Source organism: Acidihalobacter sp. (assembly GCF_037381185.1).
In the GTDB taxonomy this organism is placed as follows: domain Bacteria; phylum Pseudomonadota; class Gammaproteobacteria; order DSM-5130; family Acidihalobacteraceae; genus Acidihalobacter_A.
This window is the reverse complement of record NZ_JARRQY010000020.1, coordinates 1-21,225: the sequence shown is the minus strand read 5'-3', so window position 1 is coordinate 21,225 and position 21,225 is coordinate 1. Positions and strand designations below refer to the sequence as shown.

The window sequence follows — 21,225 nt, the reverse complement described above, 5'->3', positions numbered from 1 at the left end:
TCTTGAATACGCCCAAACTGTCCATCCGTTTCTTTGTTTGGAGACAGTGATGCAATTCCTGCTTGATACAGACATGACACCAGCCCAAGTTTTGGCACATCTCGATCCGAAACTGCGTGCGATTGGCGACTCGCTGATGCAGCGGCAGCCCGCTTGCGCCGTCGGCGATGCCCTTGCGCTCAGGCGCACCCTCGACCACGCATGTGCATGGGCGCATGCCGCGCTGGAGCCGCTGTTGCTTGAGCTTGATCCCGCCTTGCCCTTGGCGCAGCCAGGCATACGTCCTCAGCAGTTGCGGGCGGAGTACCCGGCCTATTGGCTGTTCGATCCAATAGACGGTGCCGTGCAGTATCTTCATGGATTGCCGCTGTGGACCATGACGCTGGCCTTGCTGGTGGATGGTCGCCCGGTGCTAGCCTGGGTGTATCACGCCGCACTTGGCATGCTGTATTGCGCGTCGCAGGGTGGTGGTGTGGCTGGCAACACCAAGTCGTTGTCAGTCACACCGCAAAGCGACTTGGCGATGGCCTTCCTCGGCACCAGTTTTCCCAACTACCCACCGCGCCCGCAGCAAGAGGTGGGGGCCTTCCTGCGCCGGCTCTCCTCCGTGGTGCCGCTAGTGCTGGCGCAGCGCTGGATGGGGCCGGCATCGCTGTCACTGTGTCAACTCGCGGCTGGTCAATTGCACGGCTATTGGGAGCAGGGCAGTTCTCTCTACGACTGGTTGCCAGGTATGTTGATTGCCAGCGAGGCTGGAGCGATTGTGACGGGGCTCGATGGTTGTGAATTGAATTGGATGAGCGACGGGATTCTGGCCGTGACGCCGTTGTTGCAGCCAGCCTTGCTGCAGGCACTTGATGGAGCCGTGGGGGTCTGACCGACATCGAACACATGGAAACTTCTGTGCGACGCTGAGTAACTTGGGGGATCAGGCAGATTTTCACCCCCGAACGGCGGGTTGCACCTGCTTTGGTTGAACGTCAAATACCCTCTATGGGTTGAGCGCCGCATGAGATTTGCTGGACATGGCACTTTTCATGGCATCGAACGTTGTTATGAATGCAAGCCTTTGCCGTATAAAGACTTTTTCAGCTCATTAACGACTGAGTGGGGGTGGTTTTTCCTATTTAACTCATTGATTTAATTGATGTAATGTATTATGCGTTAGTTTCACACTCGCAATGAACCGCCCCGGTTTTCGCAGAGGTTGTTTGGTTGAAATTACGCGGTAACAAGGGTTTTATCGAGTTGTCACGTCTTATCGACAGATCATGCTACTCAGTACGGCAGGTCATGCCAAGCGCGTCAGCACTGCCTCCACATCGTCGAGAAAGCTAGTCCAGTCGCCATCTTCGTCAATGCCATTAATGCGCAAGAGGAACAGTCCCTCGACGGCTAGGAAGGCCACGCGTGCCGCTTGTGCATTCGACGATGCGCCGGCTAGACGATCAAAAATCCCCCGATACCAGTCGCGTGTTTCTTTCAAATGCTCAGGATTTTCCAGATAGCTGACCATCAGGCCTGCAATTTTCGCGTCCATCGCCTGCTGTGAGGTTCGCGTCGCCGCGATGTAGCTTCGGATAAAGTCGACCGGACCATCCGTCGCCGCGTCGTCCAGCATCGCGTCGAACCGGCTTGTCCAGCGATCAATCAGGCTGCGCACCAAGTCATCCCTGCTGGCGAACGAATACTGCACGCCGCCCTTGGAAATGCCCGCCGCCTTTGCCAAAGCGCCAATGGTCAGTGCGGAGCCGCCTTGCTCGCGCACCAACTCTTCGGCCACGTCCAGCAGTCCGTCACGGGAGATGGTTGGTTTTCTACCCATTGTCTTTCTCTTTTAACCCCACTACCATCTTATTTAAATACGATTGTATTTATAATTTAAAGAACGCGTAAATCATAGGTGAACTTGTGCTTTATTGCTCCTCGAACCCCAGGCATTGGCTGATTCTGCTGGCAGTAATGCTGGCATTCCTGCCGGTCGTTATCGACATGACCATCCTGCATGTCGCTGTCCCCAGGTTAACCCAGGCGTTGGGCGCGTCCAACAACCAAGTGTTGTGGATCATCGACATATACCCGCTGTTGATGGCAGGTTTACTGGTGCCCATGGGTACGTTAGCCGATAAGGTTGGCAACCGACGCATCTTGCTGATCGGCTTGGTGATCTTCGGGGTTGCCTCAGCCGTGACGGCCTTTGCGCCTACTGCGCAGATGCTGATTGGCGCGCGCGTTATGCTGGCGTTGGGGGGATCAATGATCATGCCGTGCGTGCTGGGCATTATCCGCCGTACCTTCGAGGACGATAAGGAGCGAGGACTGGCGCTCGGGCTATGGGGGACAGTGGGGGCTGCCGGTGCGGCGGTTGGCCCGCTGATAGGCGGTGCGCTGCTGGAGCATTTCTGGTGGGGCTCGGTGTTCCTGATCAACGTACCTTTGATGCTCGTCGTAGCCCCGGCCTGCTGGCTACTGCTGCCGTGTCAGGAGCAGACCACGCCCGGTCATTGGCCGATTGGCCAGGCCTTACTGCTGGTTATGGGCATGGTTGCGGTGGTGTATGCAGCCAAGACGGGGTTTGGTGGCAATCAGCCCCTTGCCGTGGTGTTGCTGACGTTGGTCTTCGGATTGGCAATGCTGGTGCTGTTTGCTCGAAAGCAGTTACGCGCAGCTGCGCCCATGTTGGACCTGTCCTTATTGGCACACCCTGCCATCGTCGCCGGTATCATCATGGCGGTGGTTGTCAGCGGCGCATTGGCCGGGGTCGAACTGACTCTGGCGCAGGAACTGCAATACGTCCTGGATAAAACACCGCTTCAGGCCGGGATATTCATGATCCCCATCATGGCTGCGGCGGCAGTGGGCGGTCCGGTTGCGGGTTGGCTATCTGCCCGGTATGGGCTGCGGCCAGTGGCCAGCCTGTCTATGGTAGTCGCAGCGCTGTCGCTGGACGGGCTTGCCGTGCAGGATTTCCATGCTCCGGGACTGCTCGTGCCGGTGCTGCTGGCACTGCTTGGTTTAGCTCTCAGCATTGGCCTGACTGCATCATCCATGGCTATTATGGGCTCGGTCGATGCAAGCAAGGGCGGTGCCGCAGGTTCGCTGGAAGCGACAGGGTATGAACTGGGCACAGGCCTCGGCATCACTCTCTTCGGTGTATTCATGTCGGCTATTTTCGGGCGTAACCTCACGGCACCTGTTGGGTTGCCCCCTAATCTCGCAGATCAGGCTGCCGTTTCGATGGGCAATACGTATCTGGTCGCGCAGCAGCTTTCTGATGATCAGGCTGCCGCATTGGTCGCTGCGGGCAAGGCGGCTTTTTCGACCACACACTCAGTGCTGCTTCTGACGGCTGCCGCATTGATCGGGGGACTGGCCGTTCTGGTGTTTTTCCTGCTGGCAGGAATGCGTAAAGGTACTGTTCGACATTAGCGCTTGCAGAGATCGCGACCGGTTTGCCAAGTTCGGACAAACCCCATATTCACAAGGTCGGATTAACAATGGAAGCCAAGGGAAGCTGGTAGATCCGTAAATAACGGGATCAGGAACCGAGAGCAGCAGGCAGCTGCCTCGCACCCTGCCATTCTCGCGACGTTTTTCAATGATCTGGAGCTACCGGCAGTTCGCTCAGGCCTGTCGTGCGAGCGACTTTGCTGCCCGGTCCTGTTGCCTTGGCAGTTATACAGCGAGTGGATCAGGAGCAGTGTGGGACCGCTTCCTGATCTCAGCGAACGTCCACCCCGACGATCGCCGAGCTTTCGCTGCGATAGGGTAGGCGCGCCTGGAAGCTGTGATGGCCCTTCTGCAACGGCCAGAACACGGTATAGGGCGGGCCGGACAGCCGGTAGGGTTTGCCGTCGACGTACCACACCACCTGACCGACCTCGGGTTCGACGTCGACCCGCAGGGTCAGGGTGTCCAGGTCGTGCGGGGTATCGGGGTTGCGCATGAGGTGGAGCGTGTGCGCGGGCGACTGCAGGGTCAGCCTGACCGTCCGCTCGGTGCTTCGGAAGCGCATCAGGCGCGCCGCATCGAAGTCCATCGGCAGATTGGCGATGTGATGGGCGTCGGCCCAGGGGCGCAGAAAGGCCGGCACCTTGAGGTAGATGTGCGGCCGGCCGTCGCCTGCCCGCCGCGGATGCAGCGGATTGCCCCACAGGCGCAGATAGCGGTCGTCGGGCGGCGGCGGTTCCGAGGCCGGAAACCATTCCTTCAGGGTCGGTTCGCAAAGCCCGTCGGCGCGCATGCCGGTGTAGGCGCACACCTGATAGGGACGATAACCGGGCGGTGGCGGGAAGCTGAGGTCGTTCAGGCCCTGGTAGCCACCGTCCAGATGCATCAATACCCGCTGGGCCAGGTCTGCGGCACTGGCCGCCCCGCCCAGTTTGTGCATGGGTAGCACGTCAGGCCGCCCAACCCAGACCCCGACCAGGTAGTCGCGCGAATAGGCTACCGCCCAGGCGTCGCGGTAGCCCTGCGAGGTGCCGGTCTTGATGGCGACCGGGAACGGGAATTCGGTGGTGCCCATGCGCGGGAAGCTGGGCAGCCGGGCCATGGGGTCGGAGAGGAACAGGGATACTTCGCGGGCGGCGTCCAGCGACAGTAGGCGTCGGCCGTGGCCGGGTTTGCCGTTTCTGACCCAGACCAGGTTCTTGAGCATGCCGTCGTCGGCCAGCACGCCGTAGGCACGCACCAATTGCTCCAGGCTCAGCGGCAGGGTACCGATGGCCATGCCTGCGCCGTAGTAGTCGGCCGGCTTGCTGTCGTCGTGTAGACCGAGCCGGCCGAGGAAATCGTATGTCTCGTCCAGGCCCACTGCACCAACCAGCCAAGTGGCCGGTACGTTGCGCGAGTTGGCCAGGGCACGGCGCGGCAGCATGGGGCCCAAATAGCGCAGGTCGATGTTGCTGAAGCCGTTGGCGAAGGCCGGCAGGTCGTACAGCACGGTGCCTGGCGTGATCGTGCCGCGGTCCAGGGCGTGGGCGTATACGAACGGTTTGAGCGTGCTGCCGGGCGAGCGCGGCAACTGGGCGTAATCGATGGCGCCGTGCGGACTGTCGAAGTAGCCGGCTGAACCGAGCCAGGCCAGCACCTGGCGCGACTTGCGACGCAGCACGATTACCGCGGTCTGCTGGGCGCCGGCGTCGTGCCACCTAGCCAGCATCCGGTCGGCCAGACGTTGCAGGTAACGCTGTAGACCCAGGTCCAGGCTGGTGTACACGATCGGGTTGTGCCGATCGCGGCGCAGCACGTGCTCCAGCTTGATGATCGCGTGCAGCGCGTACACTGGGCGTAGCGCCTCATGCGGGATGCGCAGCCGGGCGATCTGCAGCTTGGCCATGGCGTAGTCGGGGCCGTCGATTACACCGCGCGCGTGCAGCCTGTCGAGCGCCTGCTCGCCGCGCCGGATCGCCCGCAGCCGGCCTTTGCGCTGGAACGGGTTGGTCACGCCGGGGGCCTGCGGGATGGCCGCTAGAAACGCGATCTCCGCCCAGCTCAGATCCTGCACCGGCTTGCCCAGGTAGAGCCGGGCGGCATAACCGATGCCGTGGATGTCGTTGGCGTAGGGTACCAAGCGCAGGTATTGGCGCAGCACCGCGCGGCGACCGTAGCGGGCGGTCAGGAACAGGGCGGTGAAACTCTCCACCAGCTTGCGCCCGAAGGTGCGCGGGCCGGGATTCTGCATCCGCGCTACCTGCATGGCGATGGTCGATGCGCCGGACACCTTGCGGCCGGCGCGCAGATCCTGCCAGGCGGCGCGCAACAGGGCCATCGGGTCGACGCCCGGATGCTTCCAGAAGCGCTTGTCCTCCAGCGCCAGAGTGGCGGCGACTACGCGCGGCGGCAGCTTGGCGAGCGGCCAGTAGCCATAGCCCTGGCCCGGATCGGCGCTGGATTGGGCCAGGAAGCGGCCGTGCCGATCGTACAGCAGAAGGGTCGGCGACGGCGCCTTGAAGTGGGCCAGAGTGTAGGCGTAGCCCGCCACTCCGGCCAGGGCCGTGAAGACCAGCGCAGCCGTGCCGAGCAGGCAGCGGCGCCACGTCCGCTTCACTTCGTGGCTGGCTCGATGACCACCTGCGCGCCGTTGCCGTTACCGTAGGTCGCGTCGCGGTACATCATCTGCGCGTAGGCGGCCGGTTCGCTGTAGCGGCCCGGTATGGTGGCGCGGGTGCGGAAGTAGAAGTCGTAGGTCCCTTTGGGCAGGCTGTCGTAGTAGTAGGCCATGTGATCGTCCAGATAGGCCACGTAGGTGGGTGTCAGGGTCAAGCGGCCGCTCGGCCTGGCCTCCGGTGGTGCGGTCGCCAGGGCCGGGTTGAGCGGCTCCATGCCGGCGGCGATGGGCACTACCACGGCAACGTAGTGGCGCTCCTCGGGGTTGACCAGGGTGACGTGCTGCTCGATGACGTCGCCAACCCGAAACTTGAGCGTGCGGCCGGGCCGGTCCAGCTTGATATGCGCGGCCGGGACGCCGTCATCGGCTGCGACCCGCAACAGCTCGCGGTTGACCACGAAGCCCTGTGCCAGGGCCGGGGTCTCGCTGCCGGGCTGTTTGGGCAGGTAGCGCGTCACCGCGCGCACGGCCAGCGGGCGGCTCCCGTCGTTGCGCACCCGGATGGCGCCGGCACCGACGGTGTCCACGCGCACCAGCGGCGTCTTGCCGCCCACCTGCACGATCTTCTGGTGGCCGTTCAGCGTCAGCGTCGTCGGCTCCGCTGGTCCGCCCGAGCCGGCCGTGAGGTACTCGCTCAGGGCCAGAAGGGCCGCTGCGTCGGCATTGGTACTGCCCCAGCCGTTGCCTCTTCCCAGGGTGGTCAACGCGTCGAGCAGCAATTGCTTGCGCTTGGCGTCGTTCGGCTCGCTGACTTCCACCGCGCGCAGCACCGCGCTCACCGTGCGCGTCTCGGACGGCAGGATCTCGGCCGGTGTCGTCTGGGCGGTCGGTTGCAGGCCGCCGTAGATCTTGCGGCCGTGATATAAGCGGGTGACGATGCCGTCCCACAGTTTGCGGTCCAGCGCGGCGATGGTCTGCGGTTCGGCCGAATTGGAGCGGGCCAACACACGGGTCAATTGGGCGGTGCTTTCCAAGTCCAGATAGCGGGCGTGGCGCGCCAGTTCGGCCGCATAGGCCGAATCCAGCTTGCCGGCGTCGGCCAACGCGCTCAGAGCCATTACCCGTTCGGCGTAGGCGGCGCCGTCGACGAAGTGGCCGTAGTCTGAACGCAGCGCCTGTCTGAGCGCATCGGTCATGCGGCCGAACAGCTTATCGTCGATCTGGAAGCCGGCCCGGCGTGCCTGGATCATGAACTCAACCGACCAGGCGGTGAGCGACACGTAGCCGCGGCCGCCGGGCCAGAACGCCGCCAGGCCGTCGTCGCCGACCACGCCGCCGATCCAGTGCAGGGTCTGCTTCACCACCCGCTCGCGTTCATGGTCGTTGGTGGTCTGGCCGAGTAGGGCGTCCAGCTTCCTGGAGGCCAACATCACCCGTGCCCGGCTGATGCGCTGTTCGGTGCAGCCGTACGGATACTGCATCAGATAGCTGATCCCGGCGGCCATGCGCACCAGGGCCGGCTGGTCGCTGATCTGTACCAGCCGGTGCAGGGTGCCCGGCCGCACCGGACCGTCCACGGCGGTCAGGGTTATCGATTCGCCGGGCTTCAGGGTCTTGATTTCGCGCTGGATCATCGGGCGTCGGTCCGATCGGATCGGCAGCTTGACCGAGAATGCGTCACGGGCGCGGTCGGCGCTGCGCTCGACCCCGAGGGTAACGCTGACCTTGTTCGACTTCGGCTTGCCGTCGGCGCCATAGGCAAGGGTCGGCACCGATACGCGGTAGTCGATCCGCTGCGGCTGTCCGGTCTGCCAGTCGAACGACTGGTCGGTCGGCCCGGCCAGTTTGAGGCCCTTGACCCGGATGCTGGCCCGGCCGGGGCCGCCCTTGCCCTCCACCACGCGGCCGATGGCGGCGGCGATGAAGTGGTCCCCCGGCCGCACGAAGTGCGGCAGAGAAGGCTGTACGATCACCGGCAGGCGTACCTCGAGCATGCCTTTGGCGTAGCCGAAGCGGTCGGCGCCGCTCACCATCTTGGCGCGCAGCCTGAAGTTGGTCAGGTTGTCGGGCAGCGTGAGGTGCACAGTAGCGTTGCCGTCCGGACCGACCTCGATCGCCGGGTTGTAGTAGGGCACCGGCCGGAAATCCTTGCGGATGGTTACCTTGTCAAGCAGCGAGGCGCGCTGTTTGGCGCCGCCGCCGCCTCCCGGCAACTCCAGGAACGGCAGCCGGCCGAGCGTCAGATTGCGGGTGTCGCGCATCTTCACCCGGCTACCCCGATCGACAATGAAGTCCGGCAGCGGGTCCAGGCGCTGTTCCTTACCTAGCGCCAGCGCCGCCTGGTCGACCAGCCACAGGGTCACCTCGCCGGGCAGCGGCTTGCCGCGGTAGTCGTGCAGGTGCAGCTTGAGCGTGATCTTGCTGCCGGGAAGCGCCTGGTGCGGATAGCTCAGGTCGGCTTCGACCCGATGGTCACGCGGCGAGACGGTGACCCACTTGGTGGTGGCCAGGGTGGCCGGCTTGCCCAGGTCGAGAGTGTCCGAACGCGGCGCGGCGTCCTTTTCCGGCACCCTGCCGCGCATCAGCAAGTAGTGGACCGGTACGCGCGGCAGGTAGTCGCCGCGTATCTTGAGCTTGAACACTGCCGAGCCGTGGTGTACCGCCAGCCACCGGTAAAGATTGTGGCCGTCCGGCTGTTCGACCACCGCCAGGGCGTGAGCCTCCTGGAACGGACTTTCCAGAATCAGCTTGGCGGTCTCGCCCACGGCGTAATTGTGCTTGTCGGTGGCTACGCTGAACACCCGGGTCGGCGGTCGCGACCAAGTCACCGCTTGGGCGCCACCGGCGAACAGGTCTACGCGCAGCACCTGGCTGCGTCCAAGGCGGTCCTGGGAGGTGATTTCCACCACGTACACCCCGGCTTCGTGGATCGGCAGTCTGGGCTGGATCGGCTTGGTGCCGCTGAGATAGGTGTGGCGGTAGATCTCCTTGTCCACCACGTCGGTGACGTAATGGGCGTCGCCCTGGGTGAAGTCGCTCGCCTGAAGATGCGAATGCCACTGGCGATGCAGCAGGCGCAGGCGAATCTTCTGGCCCTTGAGCAGTTTGCCGTCCGGACCGACCGCAATAATCTCGGGCTTGATCTGGGTGGCCTTGGGCAGGTAGCGCGCCAGCTTCATTCCCAGCACGAAGGCCGGCAACACCTTGACTTCTCGGGTGTTGGTCACGGTCTGGTCGTCGGCACCGGTCACCGTGCTCTCGATCACGTAGCGGCGCGGCTGGGCGGTGGGCTCGATGGTCGGATCGAGGTCCAGCTCGGCCATGCCATGCTTATCGCTGGTGGCGGTCTTGTTCAGCACCGGCGTGGAGTGGAACACGCCCTGGCCGCTGAAGCGGGCATCGGTCGAGTACAGATAGCCGGGGCGCTTCTTCGGGCTCCAGTTGTAGGGGAACTGGGTGACCCGCCAGCGCACCGGCCGGCCGGCGGCCACGCCGCCGGCGTAATACCGCGCGTTCATCAGTACCTTGAAGGGGCGGTCCAGGCTGGCCACGACGGGGCCGTTCAGATTGACCTCGAAGCGTGGTAGGCGATAGGCCTCCTTGCGGAAGCTGACCGGAGCGCAGCGGCCGGCGTCATTTTGAAAATAGGCCTGGTAGCGGCCGGTCGGCAGTTTCTTCTCGTCGAACAGATGATAGAAGCTGCCGGCGCCGGTCAGCTTCAGCTTGTAGCGCCATTCCTTGTCGCCGGGGCCGTCCACCACCAGGGTCCCGGCGCCGTGGGCGGCACCGATCTCACCAGCCCGGACTTCGCGCACGTAGCCCTTGATGTGCACCGCCGCGTCCGGCTTATACACCGGGCGGTCTGTGAAGGTATGGCAGGCCTGGGTATTCTGTGGCCGGCGCAGGCGCAGGTCGCCCAGCGTCCACTGCAGCCAGGAGGCGCCGTCGGCGGTCCAGTGGCCGTGCTCGAACACCGGCGGCGGCCTGCTCGGATCGAGCACCAGCACGTCGTTGCCTTTGCGCACCACGATGCGATGGATAGACGCGTTGGTGCCCCAGCCCGGTGCCGGCCAGCTGAATTCGCCATTGGCGTTGCTGATGCCGCTGGCCAGGGTGGTCCAGTGGCCTTTCCGACTGCCCTGGATTACGATCTCGGCGCCCGCCACCGGTCGGCCGCTGCGCAGCGAGGTGACCACAAAACGGACCCGGTCCGATTCATCCACCGTGCTCAGCGCCAGGTCAGTCACCTGGACCCGGATCCAGGCGCGTTCCGAACTGCCGTTCAACTGGCGGATGCCGACCAGATAGGTGCCCGGCGCGTCCTTGCCGCTGATCCTGGCCAGATAGGGCTTCAGGTCCAGGCCGAAGCGGGCGCTGTGGCCGTCGCGCCTGAGCGGCAGCTTGACCAGGGTGGACACGCTGGGCGAGCCGAGCGTGCTGAGCTGGGTCTTGAGCGTGCTGTACGGGATGTTGAAATTGTTGTTGTCCCAGGGCGCCGGCCGCTCGCCCGGGCCGGGGGGCAGGCGGGATTCGTCCACCACCACAGGTCGGTCCGGGAATGGCCAATAGGAACGGTTCAGTGGGGCGATTCTGTCAATGCGCAGATCCAGGCGCCGGAAACCGCGTCCTTCGACCGGGACCATCTGCGGCCCGTAGCGTTCGACAATGCCCTGGCTGGTCTTCCAACGCAGGAAGTCGGCGCGTTTGGGGAAGTACAGATACAGCTTGCTCGGGCCGTCCATGGCGAGCGCCCGGCCGCGTTCGTCCTTGAGCGTGCCCGGCTCGACGTCGACCCGATACAGGGTGTCGTCCTTGAAGTCGCCGGTGATGGTCAGCTTGTCGCCTGCGTTGACGTAGCGCAGGCCGGCCACGGTCGGAGTGAAGCGCACCAGATTGCGCCCGAGTACCGGGTCGATCGCTTGCGGCCGTGCGGAAAACACCAGGTCGACCGCGCGCCGGCCGTCCGGGCATCGCAGCGCCTGCTCGCGCCCGTAGCGCGTGCCCTTGCGGGTGAGCGGATAGTCACGTCTGCCGCAGCCGACCGCGGTCGCCTGGAACGGCGTTTCGGTGGCAAAACCGATGTCGTAGAACGAACTGTCGGCGCGATCGTCCAGCGACAGGCGCATGTGCACGTTGACGCGGGTTCCCTGGGGGATCGGCTGATGGAACTCGATCACGTAGCGCGCGGAATCCGAGGGCTTGCTGCGCGCGAGCGGCTTGATGTCGTAATCGCCCGGATCGAGCCGGTGTGCGCCGACGCCGCCGACCCCCGGGTAGGGTCGCAACTCGACGGAGATCATGCGCGCCAGGGCGGCGACGTCAACCGGCTCGGCGAAGGTCAGCGTGATGCTGTCGAACGGCGCCAGGCCGCTGGCGCCGTTCGCCGGCAGGCTCGAGATCGGTGGCGCGAACAGGGTGCTCAGGGTTTGCCCGTGGCCGTCGAAGCGCCAATGGAAACGGGTCAGCGGCGGCCAGGGCTCGGCCGGGCGGAACTGCAGAGTGTGTGCGTTGAGCCAGGTGTAGGCGCCGGGCTGGGCTGGGGTGACCGTGACGAAGCGCTGCGGATGGTTCTCCGGGCCACCCTTGGCAGGTCCCAGGTCGCGGGAAAAGAACAGGGTCACCGGATCCCAGCGGCGCAGGAAGTGGTCGGGCACCATCACCGCCCCGGCCGGCTGCGCCGGCGCGGCAGTCGGTGCAGTCGCCGACACGGAAGGCAGCGGCCAGCAGAGCAGCAGCGCACACAGGAAGGTGAAGACGATCCTCGTCGACATGGGCTGGGTTCCTTTCACTCGGCCTTGAGTCCGGCGGCCTTGAGGTAATGGCGGAGCACATCGGGCGGCGGGCCGTCACCGCGCGATTTGGCGCCGACCAGCGCCGCCTGCACCTCGACCGTGCCGCCGCCGGCCGGCGCCTCGACCCGTAGGAGGTAGTCGCCCGCGGCCAGATGTCGCATCAGCAGCAGGCCGTGGCCGAGTTCACGACCGCCTGCGTCGAGCAGGCTGCAGCCGACTGTGTCGACGGAGGCCTTGACACCGACGCCGACCGTGCGCGCCTTATCGAGGTGGAAGTGATACAGGCGCGAATCGCCCGGTGCGAGCATGCGGGGCGCGCTCAGGCCTTCGGCCAGCGGCTCGGCGGCGACTTGACGCAGGCTGACCGTGCCGCCTGGCGCGGTGGTGGTGAGGCCGTCGAACAGCAGGGTCGTGGCGCCTTTGGGCAGATACAGCGGCAGGTCCGCAGCGGCTGTGAACAGGTGCAGGCGCTCGTGCCGGCCGGGGCTGCGCACCCTCACGATCAGGGGTGTGTCGCTATGCAGGACCACGGCGCCCGGCGCAGCCTGGTTCAGGCGCACAGCCGTGGCCGCGGCGACCAGCTTGACGGCGGCCGGCAGGCGCACCGGGCGCGCGCTCGATTGACCGTCGGCCGTGCTCTCGCCGGTCGCGTCCGTCAGCCAGGCGAGCACGAAGCCGGGCTTGTGTCGGAACAGCACACGGGCGTCGTCGTGCAGCAGCGGTGCAGCGCCGTGCAGGATGCGTCCGGAAGCCTCGATCACGCTCAGGCCGTCCACCGGCCCTGCCAAGTGTAGGCGCCGCCCGGCGGCCTTTTCCGCCGCACTCAGGTGTACGGTCAGCGCTCGCTGGCCGGAGGCGGCGAAGTGATAGCGGCCGAAGCGCCCCCCGCCCAAGGTCGACGCGGACGACGCGGACGACGCCGGCAACGCGAGCAGGGCGGCCTGGCCGGGTGCAGCACGCGTGTTGTAGAGCACCAGGCCGTCCGCCCGGCTGTCGACCTCGAAACTGCGCGGGGCCGCGCCGCTCCAGAGGCTGGCGAGCGTATTGCCGTGCCGGCGCAGTTCAGCGGCAACCCCGGCCGGCAGGGCCAGGCGCAGGTGCTCGGATCCGCCCGGAAGGCGCAGCCGGAGACTGGATCGGGCCGCCAGCCTGAGGTCGTGGCTACCGCTCGCCAATGTGCGCGCGGGTGCGGTGTCGAAGCGGTACAGGTGCAGTTGCAGCGGCAGGCCGACCTTGCCGTTTGCGCTATCCCACAGGCGCACGGCGGCGGGATCGGCGCTATGGCGCAGCCAGACGGCGCTGTGCCCGGCGACGGCGACCCCGGCCATGGCCGGCGCGGCGCCGGCCGGCCGGATGCCGGGGGTGCCGGTGGGCGACTCGACCAGCACCAGTTGCGTGCCCGTGCCGGACGACGGCGCCAGGTCGAGGGTGACTCGGGCGTGCGGCGCCAGCCCGAAGGCCAGCGGCCGCTCGCGGCCGAGCACCATGCGCCGGGCGGCCAGCCGGCCGGCACGGCCCTTGGGCAGGTCGCGGGCCAGCCATAGCATCGATCCGGCTGCGGCCTTGCGGCCCGACGCCGGCGTCTCCAGGACGTGCCCGGCACCGTTGGCCCAGAGCACGCCGGCGGCATCGCTCAGCGCGAACTGGCCGGGTCGCGCCAGGCGCACGGCGGCCACTCCCAGGGGGGGATCGAAGGTGTTGAAGCGCTTCAGGACCACGCCACGGGCCAGCTTCGAGCCTGCCTGGGCCGGCACCGCCAGCGCGCGGCCGGTCAACGCGAGGGGACCACCGGCGCGCTCCAGCTTCCAGACCCGCAGGCGGTATTCGCCAGCGGCGGCGGCCGGACCGAGCGGCATCAGCAGGCGTGGCGAGGCTCCGGTTTGCTGGCCTACGCCCAGCCAGTGACTGTTCTGCCTGTGCTCCAGGGCCAGTCCAGCGCCGCCGCCGGTATGGGCGGCGAATGCCCACAGTCGGCCGGGCGGGGTTGCCGGCAGGGCGTAATAGTGCACGTCGGCATCGCCGATCCTGAGGTGCGCCGGCAGGGGCAGCGGGACGGCCGGATGCACGACGGGCAGGCGCATGCCGACCGTGGTGGTGGCGGTGTCTGTGCCCACGGGGTCCACCTGCAGGCGATAGCGGCCCGCAGTCAGACGCCGGCTGATGAGGAAGTTCCAGTCGTCGGCCCGGTCGTCGTTTTCCGCGACCAGATCGCCCTGTGCGTCGTACAGCTTGGCGCGTACGTCCCGGTTGCCGAACGAGGCGAGTTCGACCGGTGCGGCGGCGCCCACGGAGACCGTGAGCGAGGCCGGCGCCCGCAGCGTACGCGTCTCGCCGGCGACCAGCTCCTTGCTATGCAAGGAGAGTTGATAGTCGAAACGGTTGTTCGGCCGTACGCTCGCGGTCTCCAGCAGGTAGTGCCCGGCGGCCAGCTTGCCTTTCCAGGGCCTGCCGCCGATCACTTCGGAAATCGGTTTGCCGACGGATAGCAGGGGGGGCGGGCACCGGCGCGAAGCGTGTGATCACGCGCACATCGACCGGCTGAGGCAGAATCACCAGCCGATAGTCGCCGGGTTCGAAATGTTGCAGGAAATTGGCGGGAACGCCGGGTTTGACCAGGGGCCAGCCGGCAGCGTCCTCCAGGCGGGCACGGAATCGCCGGCCCAGGCCCATGGCATATAGCCGATAGTAGCCGGCTTTGGCGACGTGGAAGCGGTACAGCAGTCCACTATCGGCCGGTAGCGAACGGCGCGCCCGGATGCCAGGCATCAGCTCGCCGCCGTCGATCGGTGTCTTGCGCGTCAGGCGCAGGCCGAACGGACCGCGGCTCTTGCCCAGCGGCCGGGTGGACAACTGGTATTCGCCTTGCCCCAGGTACTGGGCGATGAGGAAATTGCGCCCGATCCCGTTGGCCGATCGGCGCTCCAGGCTGGTGACGGTGCGGGTGCGCAGGTTGCCCTCGGTGCGCAGCAGGCCGGTGCTCTCCAGGCGGTAGAAGGCCGGCTTGTCGACGCGCACATCGACCGTGGTGGTCTGGCTGCGGTCGACATTGAAGAATCGGGCCTGGGAGGCGTCCAGTAACGGGAAGCGGGGGCGGTTGTTCAGGATGGTGGTCGGGATTGGCGTCAGCGGCGTCGTGGCGCTGAGTCGCCTGGGTGCTAGCGCCAGGCTGCACTGCAGCGCCCGGTCGGCGGGGTTCTGCAAGGCGATCCTGTACCTGCCGGGCCGCAGTTCGGCCTGTTTGCCCACGGCCCGGCCGTTCACCGTCAGTGGCAGCAGGCTGCCGTCTTCGGCCACGGCGCTGAGGCGGCCCGTTTCCGGGATTCGCACGCGGATTCGGAAGCGGGCGTGGGCCGCCAAGCTCAATGGCAGGGGCTGAGCGAGGTCAATCGGGAGGCGACGCACCAGCAGGGTGTGGGTCACGCCGGGCTGTTCGTTGAGGGCGATGCGGTAGTCGTCAAAGGCTTTGAGGTGCACGCGGGCGCTAAAGCCGGTCTGCGCCGCGTTCATCTCGGGTGCGAGAACGCCCTCGATCCCGGTGGGTACCGCGCTCAGGGTGACGATGCCCTTCCCGTTGGCGCCGTGCACGGGACGCAGGGTCAGTTTGTAGTAGCCGGGATCGAGTCTTTGGGCCAGTGTGCCGGTCGTGAACTCTGGCGCCTGGTAGTCCGCAGGGCGCTGGGTCAGGAGCGGCTCCAGGCGCAGCTTCGCGCGTACGCCCTCGGCCGTGAAACGATAGTTGCCGGATTCTCGTACCTTGAAGAACAAAGTCGCCTCGTCCAGCAGGTTGAAGCGCCGCCGCCAGCCGGTGCCCCGGTCCAGCGGAATGGCCGAATCGGCCACTACGGTTGAGTGCGTGCCGAACAGTCCGCTGCGGCATTCACCGTATATGCAGGTCATGACCGCGGTAAGGTCGATGGCGTCGCCGCCGTAGCCAGATTGCAGGGTGCCCACCCAATAGTCGCCCGGCGAACTGATCCGGGCCGAGTCCCGCCTGTGGAAATATTGCAGCACGTAGGGCTTGCCGGCCTCCCGGCGCACGCTCAACAGACGTTGGCCGTAGTGCTGCGGAACGCGCAGTTCGGCCACCGGCGGCAGGCTCTTCTTGTCTATGTCCGCGACGCGGTCCGGCGCGGCGAACGGCTGGCGGGCGCTGTAATCGGCGACTCCCAGCGAGGCCTTTTCCGCCTGCGGCAGCTCGAGGCGGAAATAGTCGGTCCTGCCCGGCACCCGCCAGCGGTCGACGCCGAACGGGCCCGCGATGTGACGACGGCGGCCGGCCTCTGGCAGGAGCGGGATGCCGAGGCGCAGGTACAGCGGATGCTTGGCCGAGCTTCGCGCCCAGGGCTGGGCCGGGCCGCCATAGGCAGTGAGGCGGTACAGGCCGGGCTCCAGGCGGACCGTCAGCAGACGCTCGGCCAGCGGTTTACCTGGTGTCGGCGTCGTTACCTGGGCGACCGGTTTGGCATCGACCAGCCAGTTGCCGTCTTTCCACAAGCGCAGGTCGGCCAGATTGCGACCGGCGGCCTCGATCGCCACGCGGCGTGCCTTGTCGATCTGCAGCCAGTAGGAACGCTGCTGCAGATCGCCCAGCGAACTGCGCACGATGCGGTACTCAGTCAAACGCGGGGCGGGGTAGGGGTTCAGTTCGCGGGCGCGCACCGCCTTCAGCGCCACTTGGTCGTTGCCTTTGGCGCTGGCGATGGTCCGCAGCAGATAGTCGCCTTTCTCCAGAAACAGGTCCAGCCGGCCGTCCTGTTTGCCCGGCCGGCCGGCGACCGGACCCGGCCCGGCCATACGGCTGACCAGTTGCAGGGCCACACCCTGGGCGCTGTGGGCCAGGATCGTGTAATGGCCGAAGGCGGCCACGTGCAGTACCGTCTGTGCGTCGCCGCGTGCCGGCAGCTTGTCCCGGTCGAGCCGCGGCGCCAGAGGAGCCGTATGGGCAAAGGCGTTGACGGTTGCGAGCCACAGCAGCGGCAACATGCACAAAGCCGCTCTGCTACCGGAAATCTTCCGCAATCTCATTCGCGTCATCCGCTGATCCCCATCGCCCTTTCTTCTTTATCGATCAGCCACGAAATTCAGTCCGCAAAATGAGGAGCGCGAAACAAAGTGCGCCATCGGGCGGAAAAATGAAGAACATCAATTTAGTCACGTTAACGGTGCTCAAAAACAACCGCCCCCTGGTTGCGCATGGCCGAGATCGAGGTGGCAGACCCGAATGGCTTTTTGTTACTTAAGTTATGCACAGCAATATTGGAGTTGACGACTAATAGATACCAGTACAGTTGTAGGCCGCAAAGCGCCAAACTTGTCGTCTGCGGTTGGAGCAGGATCTGCATCCAGGCATGCTACCTTCGCGGCTATCTGCCAGCAATAGCCTCACTGAGAATATGGCAATGATGGCTTCTTCAGTCCGCTCGTCAACGAGGCCATGCTCGTAACCGTTGACGTCTGTCATCCGCGCAGAACCGGGGCGGGCACCAACTGGCGAAGAACTACGTTGCCGATCGGAACTGCTTCGAGCTGTTCATCGAGTCGCCCGGTGAACCTTGACGGCTGAACGGGCGCTGCCATTGTCGGGGCGAGGTCAAATTGCGGATATTTCATGCAGGTGCGCTCGCCGTCGCTTCGGAGCGAAGTTGTCGCTGAGGCCAAGCGCGATCGTTCGTCGGGATATATATTTATTGCTTCGGCTCCGAATGACACGCTGATCTAATGATGAAGCCGCAAGGCGCACAGCACAGCGGGTTGTCCTGCGCAGACATTTAATCAGCGTGTCCTTGAAATAGGTGTTATTTAGGGGGCGGAGCAATAGGTCAGGGAGCAATAGTGCTCCGGGACAATAGCCAGGCAAAGGAGGTTTACAGCCATGGAATACCGCCATCTGGGTGCTTCAGGTTTCAAGGTTCCCGCACTGAGCTTCGGCACCGGAACCTTCGGCGGCAAAGGTGAGTTCTTCGGCGCATGGGGCAATACCGACGTCGCCGGGGCTCGGCGCCTGATCGACATCTGCCTTGACGCGGGCGTGACGATGTTCGACAGCGCTGATGTCTACTCCAGCGGTGCCGCTGAAGCGGTGCTTGGCGAGGCGATCAAGGGACGTCGCGACCGCGTGCTTATCTCCACCAAGGCTACTTTCCGGTTCGACGACGATCCCAACAGCGTCGGTTCGTCGCGGTTTCATCTGATCCGCGCTTGCGAGGCTGCGCTCAAACGTCTCGGCACCGACTACATCGATCTGTTCCAGTTGCACGGCTTCGATGCCATGACGCCGGTGGAGGAGACGCTCTCCACGCTGGACGATCTGGTGCGGGCCGGGAAGATACGCTACGTCGGTGCTTCCAACTTCTCCGGCTGGCATCTGATGAAGTCGCTTGCCGCAGCCGACCGCTACGGCTACCCGCGGTACGTCGCACATCAGGCCTACTACTCTCTGGTCGGGCGCGACTACGAATGGGAATTGATGCCGTTGGGACTGGATCAGGGCGTCGGCGCCGTCGTATGGAGCCCGCTGGGATGGGGGAGGCTAACCGGCAAGATCCGCCGGGGTGCGTCACTGCCGGCGACCAGCCGCCTGCACAAGACCGCCGAGGAAGGACCTCCGGTGCCGGAAGAGCTGTTGTTCAGGGTCGTCGATGCGCTAGACGAAGTCGCCGCTGAAACAGGCAAGAGCGTGCCGCAGGTCGCGCTGAATTGGTTGCTGCAGCGCCCGACCGTATCCACCGTGGTGATCGGAGCCCGAAACGAGGAACAGCTGAAGCAGAACCTTGGGGCGGTTGGCTGGAACCTCACACTGGAGCAGGTCGCGAAGCTCGATACTGCAAGCGAGGTCACGCGGGCTTACCCCTATTGGCATCAAGCCGGTTTCACTGAACGAAATCCGCTTCCGGTGTGAGCGCCGTTGCAGGAGGACTGTTTGTGCTCGCAGGCTTCCATGTTTTGTTTGCCATCGAGCAAGCGCTGTCGACGGTGTTACATTAAATGCGATGCGTGTCAGCTGATGCGCATGTACAAAGCAACCGGACCGTCTCTTGTTCTATGATTCGGTTTTTCGCATGGTCCTTGTTCAAGCCGTACGGTTTGTCGGGATTTCATGCACGCGGCACGCAAGATGACTATCGGAAGCTACACGTCGTGTCATCGGAGACGAGTATCGAGTAAACGGTTGTGCCCATAAAAACTACGATGCCGCTTCTGCCTGATGCCGAATGCGAAGACGATGTACGTTGGATCCGCAGCGCGCTGTCACTGGCGGCGAAGGCCGAGGCGGAAGGCGAGGTGCCGGTCGGTGCGCTGGTGGTGCGCGGGGGCGAAGTGCTGGGCGAAGGCTGGAACCGCCCCGTCGCGGCGCGTGATCCGACCGCGCATGCCGAGGTCAATGCCCTGCGTGCCGCGGCGCAGGCTGTCGGTAACTACCGTCTTACCGGGGCGATTCTCTACGTTACCCTGGAGCCTTGTCCCATGTGTGCGGGAGCGATCCAGCACGCGCGTATCGAGCGAGTGGTGTTCGGGGCCTACGATCCGCGTGCCGGCGCTGCCGGCAGCCGCTTTTCCATATTGCAGTCCCCCCATGCGTTGCGTCGAGTAGGGGTCCGCGGCGGCGTACTGCACGAGGAATGCTCGGAACGCCTGAAGGCGTTTTTCCGTAAGCGCCGCGGGTAGTGGGGCGATAATTTCAGTTGAAAGCATGGTGCAACGCAGTAATCGCCTGTGTTGTACCCGCAATCGTATCCCTAGAGGCTGGGCGGCATGGCCTGCAGGGAAGTGGGTAAGGGTTGATTCAACGCCTGGCCGTTCTTGTGGCTGGCCAGCCACATGAGAATGTCGTAGTAGCTGCGGATGTTCTGAACGTATAGTACGGCCTCGCGGCCACGAGCGTAGCCGTTGGCCGTACGGCTGTACCACTTGCGCTGGGTGAGCAGCGGCAACACATCCTTCACTTCGGTCCAGCTGTTGGGATTCTTGCCCAGGCGCTTGGCGATGTCGCGCGCGTCCAGGACATGGCCTATGCCGACGTTGTAAGCGGCCAGCGCGAACCATGTGCGGTCGGGCTCCTTGATCGAAGCAGGCAGCCAACCGCGCAGCTTGACCAGATAGGCCGCGCCGCCCATCACACTTTGTTCGGGATTCAGGCGGTTCGTGATGCCGATGTGCTTGGCCGTATCCAGCGTCAGCATCATCAGGCCTCGCACGCCCGTTGGTGACACGGCTTTCGGGTTCCAGTGCGATTCCTGATAGCTCTGTGCTGCGATCAAGCGCCAGTCCAGATCGTATTTCTTGGCGGCGGCCTTGAAGATCGGGATCAGTGCCGGGAGGCGTTCCTTGACGTGCTGCATGAATGTGAAGGTGCCGACATAGTCGAAGCCGCGAGCATGGCCGTAATAGCGCTCGGTGATGCGGTGCAGTACTCCGTTCTTCTCGATTTTGGCGAAAAAGCGCTTGGCCGCGTCGTAAAGGCTCTTGTCCTGTCCTTTCTGCATGGCCCAGGCCAGCTCTTGCGGTTTGCCCAGGTTGAAGGCCACTCCGAGCTGCGGGTAGAAGCGGCGGTTGAGCAGGAAGTCGTTGGAGTCGTCGATGGTGTAGTCGACCTTGCCTTCGGCAACACGATAAAGCAGTTCCTCGGCGCTGGTGTCCTGGACGGTGCTCCATTTGAGGTCGGGATACTTCTTGCGCAAGGCCTGCAGGCGGGAGGAGAAACTGCTGTCGGCCAGCACCACCAGTTGTTTGCCGATCAGGTCTTTCACGTCGCGCGGGCGTGGTTGTCCCGCTCTATAGATCACCTGCTGGGTGATTTGCTGGTAGGTGGGGCCGAACTGAACCACGTTCTCTCTTGCAGGTGTCTTGGTGAGTCCTGCTGCGGCCATGTCCACCCGGCCATATTCGACCATGGGCAACAGGCCCGACATATTGTTGGGGAACACCCATTTGACCTTAACGCCCAGGTACTTGGCGAAGGCCTCCACGAGATCGTATTCGAAACCGGTCGGGCCGTCGGGGCCCTCGTAATAGGTGGTAGGGCCGTTGCGGGTGACGACGACCAGCGTTCCGGAGGCCTGGATACGCGCCAGCGTGTCCGGCGGATTGCGAGAGAACACGAAATACAGCGTACCCGCCATGATCAGCACGAAGATCGACACCTCGATCTTTCGAATCAGCCGCCGCCGCATCAGCCTGGAGTTGCGTCTCTTAGCGGAGGGCCTCATGAGTCACTATTTTTGCGAGTTGTCATAGGGTGTATCTTAACCCTTTCTTCTTGGGGTGCCTGCTTGGTACACTACGCGCCCTCCGGAGAGGTACCGAAGCGGCCACAACGGCACCGACTCGAAATCGGTTGGGGGCTTTACCGCCCCACGTGGGTTCGAATCCCACCCTCTCCGCCAT

General features: G+C 64.8%; 10 protein-coding genes and 1 tRNA gene. 5 read left to right on the top strand and 6 right to left on the bottom strand.

Going from position 1 to position 21,225, the window contains the following annotated elements; translation table 11 throughout:
* Positions 1–49 precede the first annotated feature (49 nt).
* Positions 50–877, top strand: coding sequence for an inositol monophosphatase family protein (locus P8014_RS08590; protein ID WP_337816901.1), 828 nt, complete (start codon positions 50–52; stop codon positions 875–877).
* A 414-nt stretch (positions 878–1,291) separates the two neighbouring features.
* Here P8014_RS08590 and P8014_RS08585 read toward each other — a convergent pair whose 3' ends face one another.
* Entirely contained in the window at positions 1,292–1,825 is a 534-nt protein-coding gene (locus P8014_RS08585) for a TetR/AcrR family transcriptional regulator (RefSeq protein ID WP_337816900.1), read from the bottom strand.
* A gap of 137 nt (positions 1,826–1,962) precedes the next feature.
* Here P8014_RS08585 and P8014_RS08580 point away from each other — a divergent pair, with 137 nt between their 5' ends.
* The gene (locus tag P8014_RS08580; RefSeq protein WP_337816899.1) at positions 1,963–3,429 is read left to right on the top strand and encodes an MFS transporter; all 1,467 of its coding nucleotides are present in this window, start codon (positions 1,963–1,965) and stop codon (positions 3,427–3,429) included.
* 292 nt (positions 3,430–3,721) lie between these two features.
* Here P8014_RS08580 and P8014_RS08575 read toward each other — a convergent pair whose 3' ends face one another.
* The 4 genes from P8014_RS08575 to P8014_RS08560 are packed head-to-tail and all read right to left on the bottom strand — an operon-like array spanning position 3,722 to position 16,824.
* Positions 3,722–6,049 (bottom strand): transglycosylase domain-containing protein, encoded by a 2,328-nt coding sequence (locus P8014_RS08575; RefSeq protein ID WP_337816898.1) that lies wholly within the window; start codon positions 6,047–6,049, stop codon positions 3,722–3,724.
* On the bottom strand, positions 6,046–11,820 hold the full coding sequence (locus tag P8014_RS08570; protein WP_337816897.1) for an alpha-2-macroglobulin family protein: 5,775 nt from the start codon (positions 11,818–11,820) through the stop codon (positions 6,046–6,048). The genes P8014_RS08575 and P8014_RS08570 overlap by 4 nt, the downstream gene beginning before the upstream one ends.
* A 14-nt stretch (positions 11,821–11,834) precedes the next feature.
* Complete coding sequence (locus P8014_RS08565) at positions 11,835–14,198, bottom strand: hypothetical protein (RefSeq protein WP_337816896.1); 2,364 nt, start codon at positions 14,196–14,198, stop codon at positions 11,835–11,837.
* On the bottom strand, positions 14,191–16,824 hold the full coding sequence (locus P8014_RS08560; RefSeq protein WP_337816895.1) for a hypothetical protein: 2,634 nt from the start codon (positions 16,822–16,824) through the stop codon (positions 14,191–14,193). The genes P8014_RS08565 and P8014_RS08560 overlap by 8 nt, the downstream gene beginning before the upstream one ends.
* 889 nt (positions 16,825–17,713) lie before the next feature.
* Between P8014_RS08560 and P8014_RS08555 the strand changes: the two genes are divergently transcribed.
* Together P8014_RS08555 and tadA are read left to right on the top strand one after the other, a co-directional pair.
* Positions 17,714–18,739 carry an aldo/keto reductase gene (locus tag P8014_RS08555; RefSeq protein ID WP_337816894.1) on the top strand — a complete coding sequence of 342 codons (1,026 nt, stop codon included), beginning with the start codon at positions 17,714–17,716 and terminating at the stop codon, positions 18,737–18,739.
* Positions 18,740–19,029: 290 nt separating this feature from the next.
* Positions 19,030–19,506 carry a tRNA adenosine(34) deaminase TadA gene (tadA, locus tag P8014_RS08550; protein ID WP_337816893.1) on the top strand — a complete coding sequence of 159 codons (477 nt, stop codon included), beginning with the start codon at positions 19,030–19,032 and terminating at the stop codon, positions 19,504–19,506.
* A 71-nt stretch (positions 19,507–19,577) separates the two neighbouring features.
* Here the strand turns inward: tadA and mltF are convergent, their stop codons facing one another.
* The gene (mltF, locus tag P8014_RS08545; protein ID WP_337816892.1) at positions 19,578–20,981 is read right to left on the bottom strand and encodes a membrane-bound lytic murein transglycosylase MltF; all 1,404 of its coding nucleotides are present in this window, start codon (positions 20,979–20,981) and stop codon (positions 19,578–19,580) included.
* A gap of 150 nt (positions 20,982–21,131) precedes the next feature.
* Here mltF and P8014_RS08540 point away from each other — a divergent pair.
* A tRNA-Ser gene (locus tag P8014_RS08540) sits at positions 21,132–21,224 on the top strand.
* The last annotated feature ends 1 nt before the right edge of the window (position 21,225 follow it).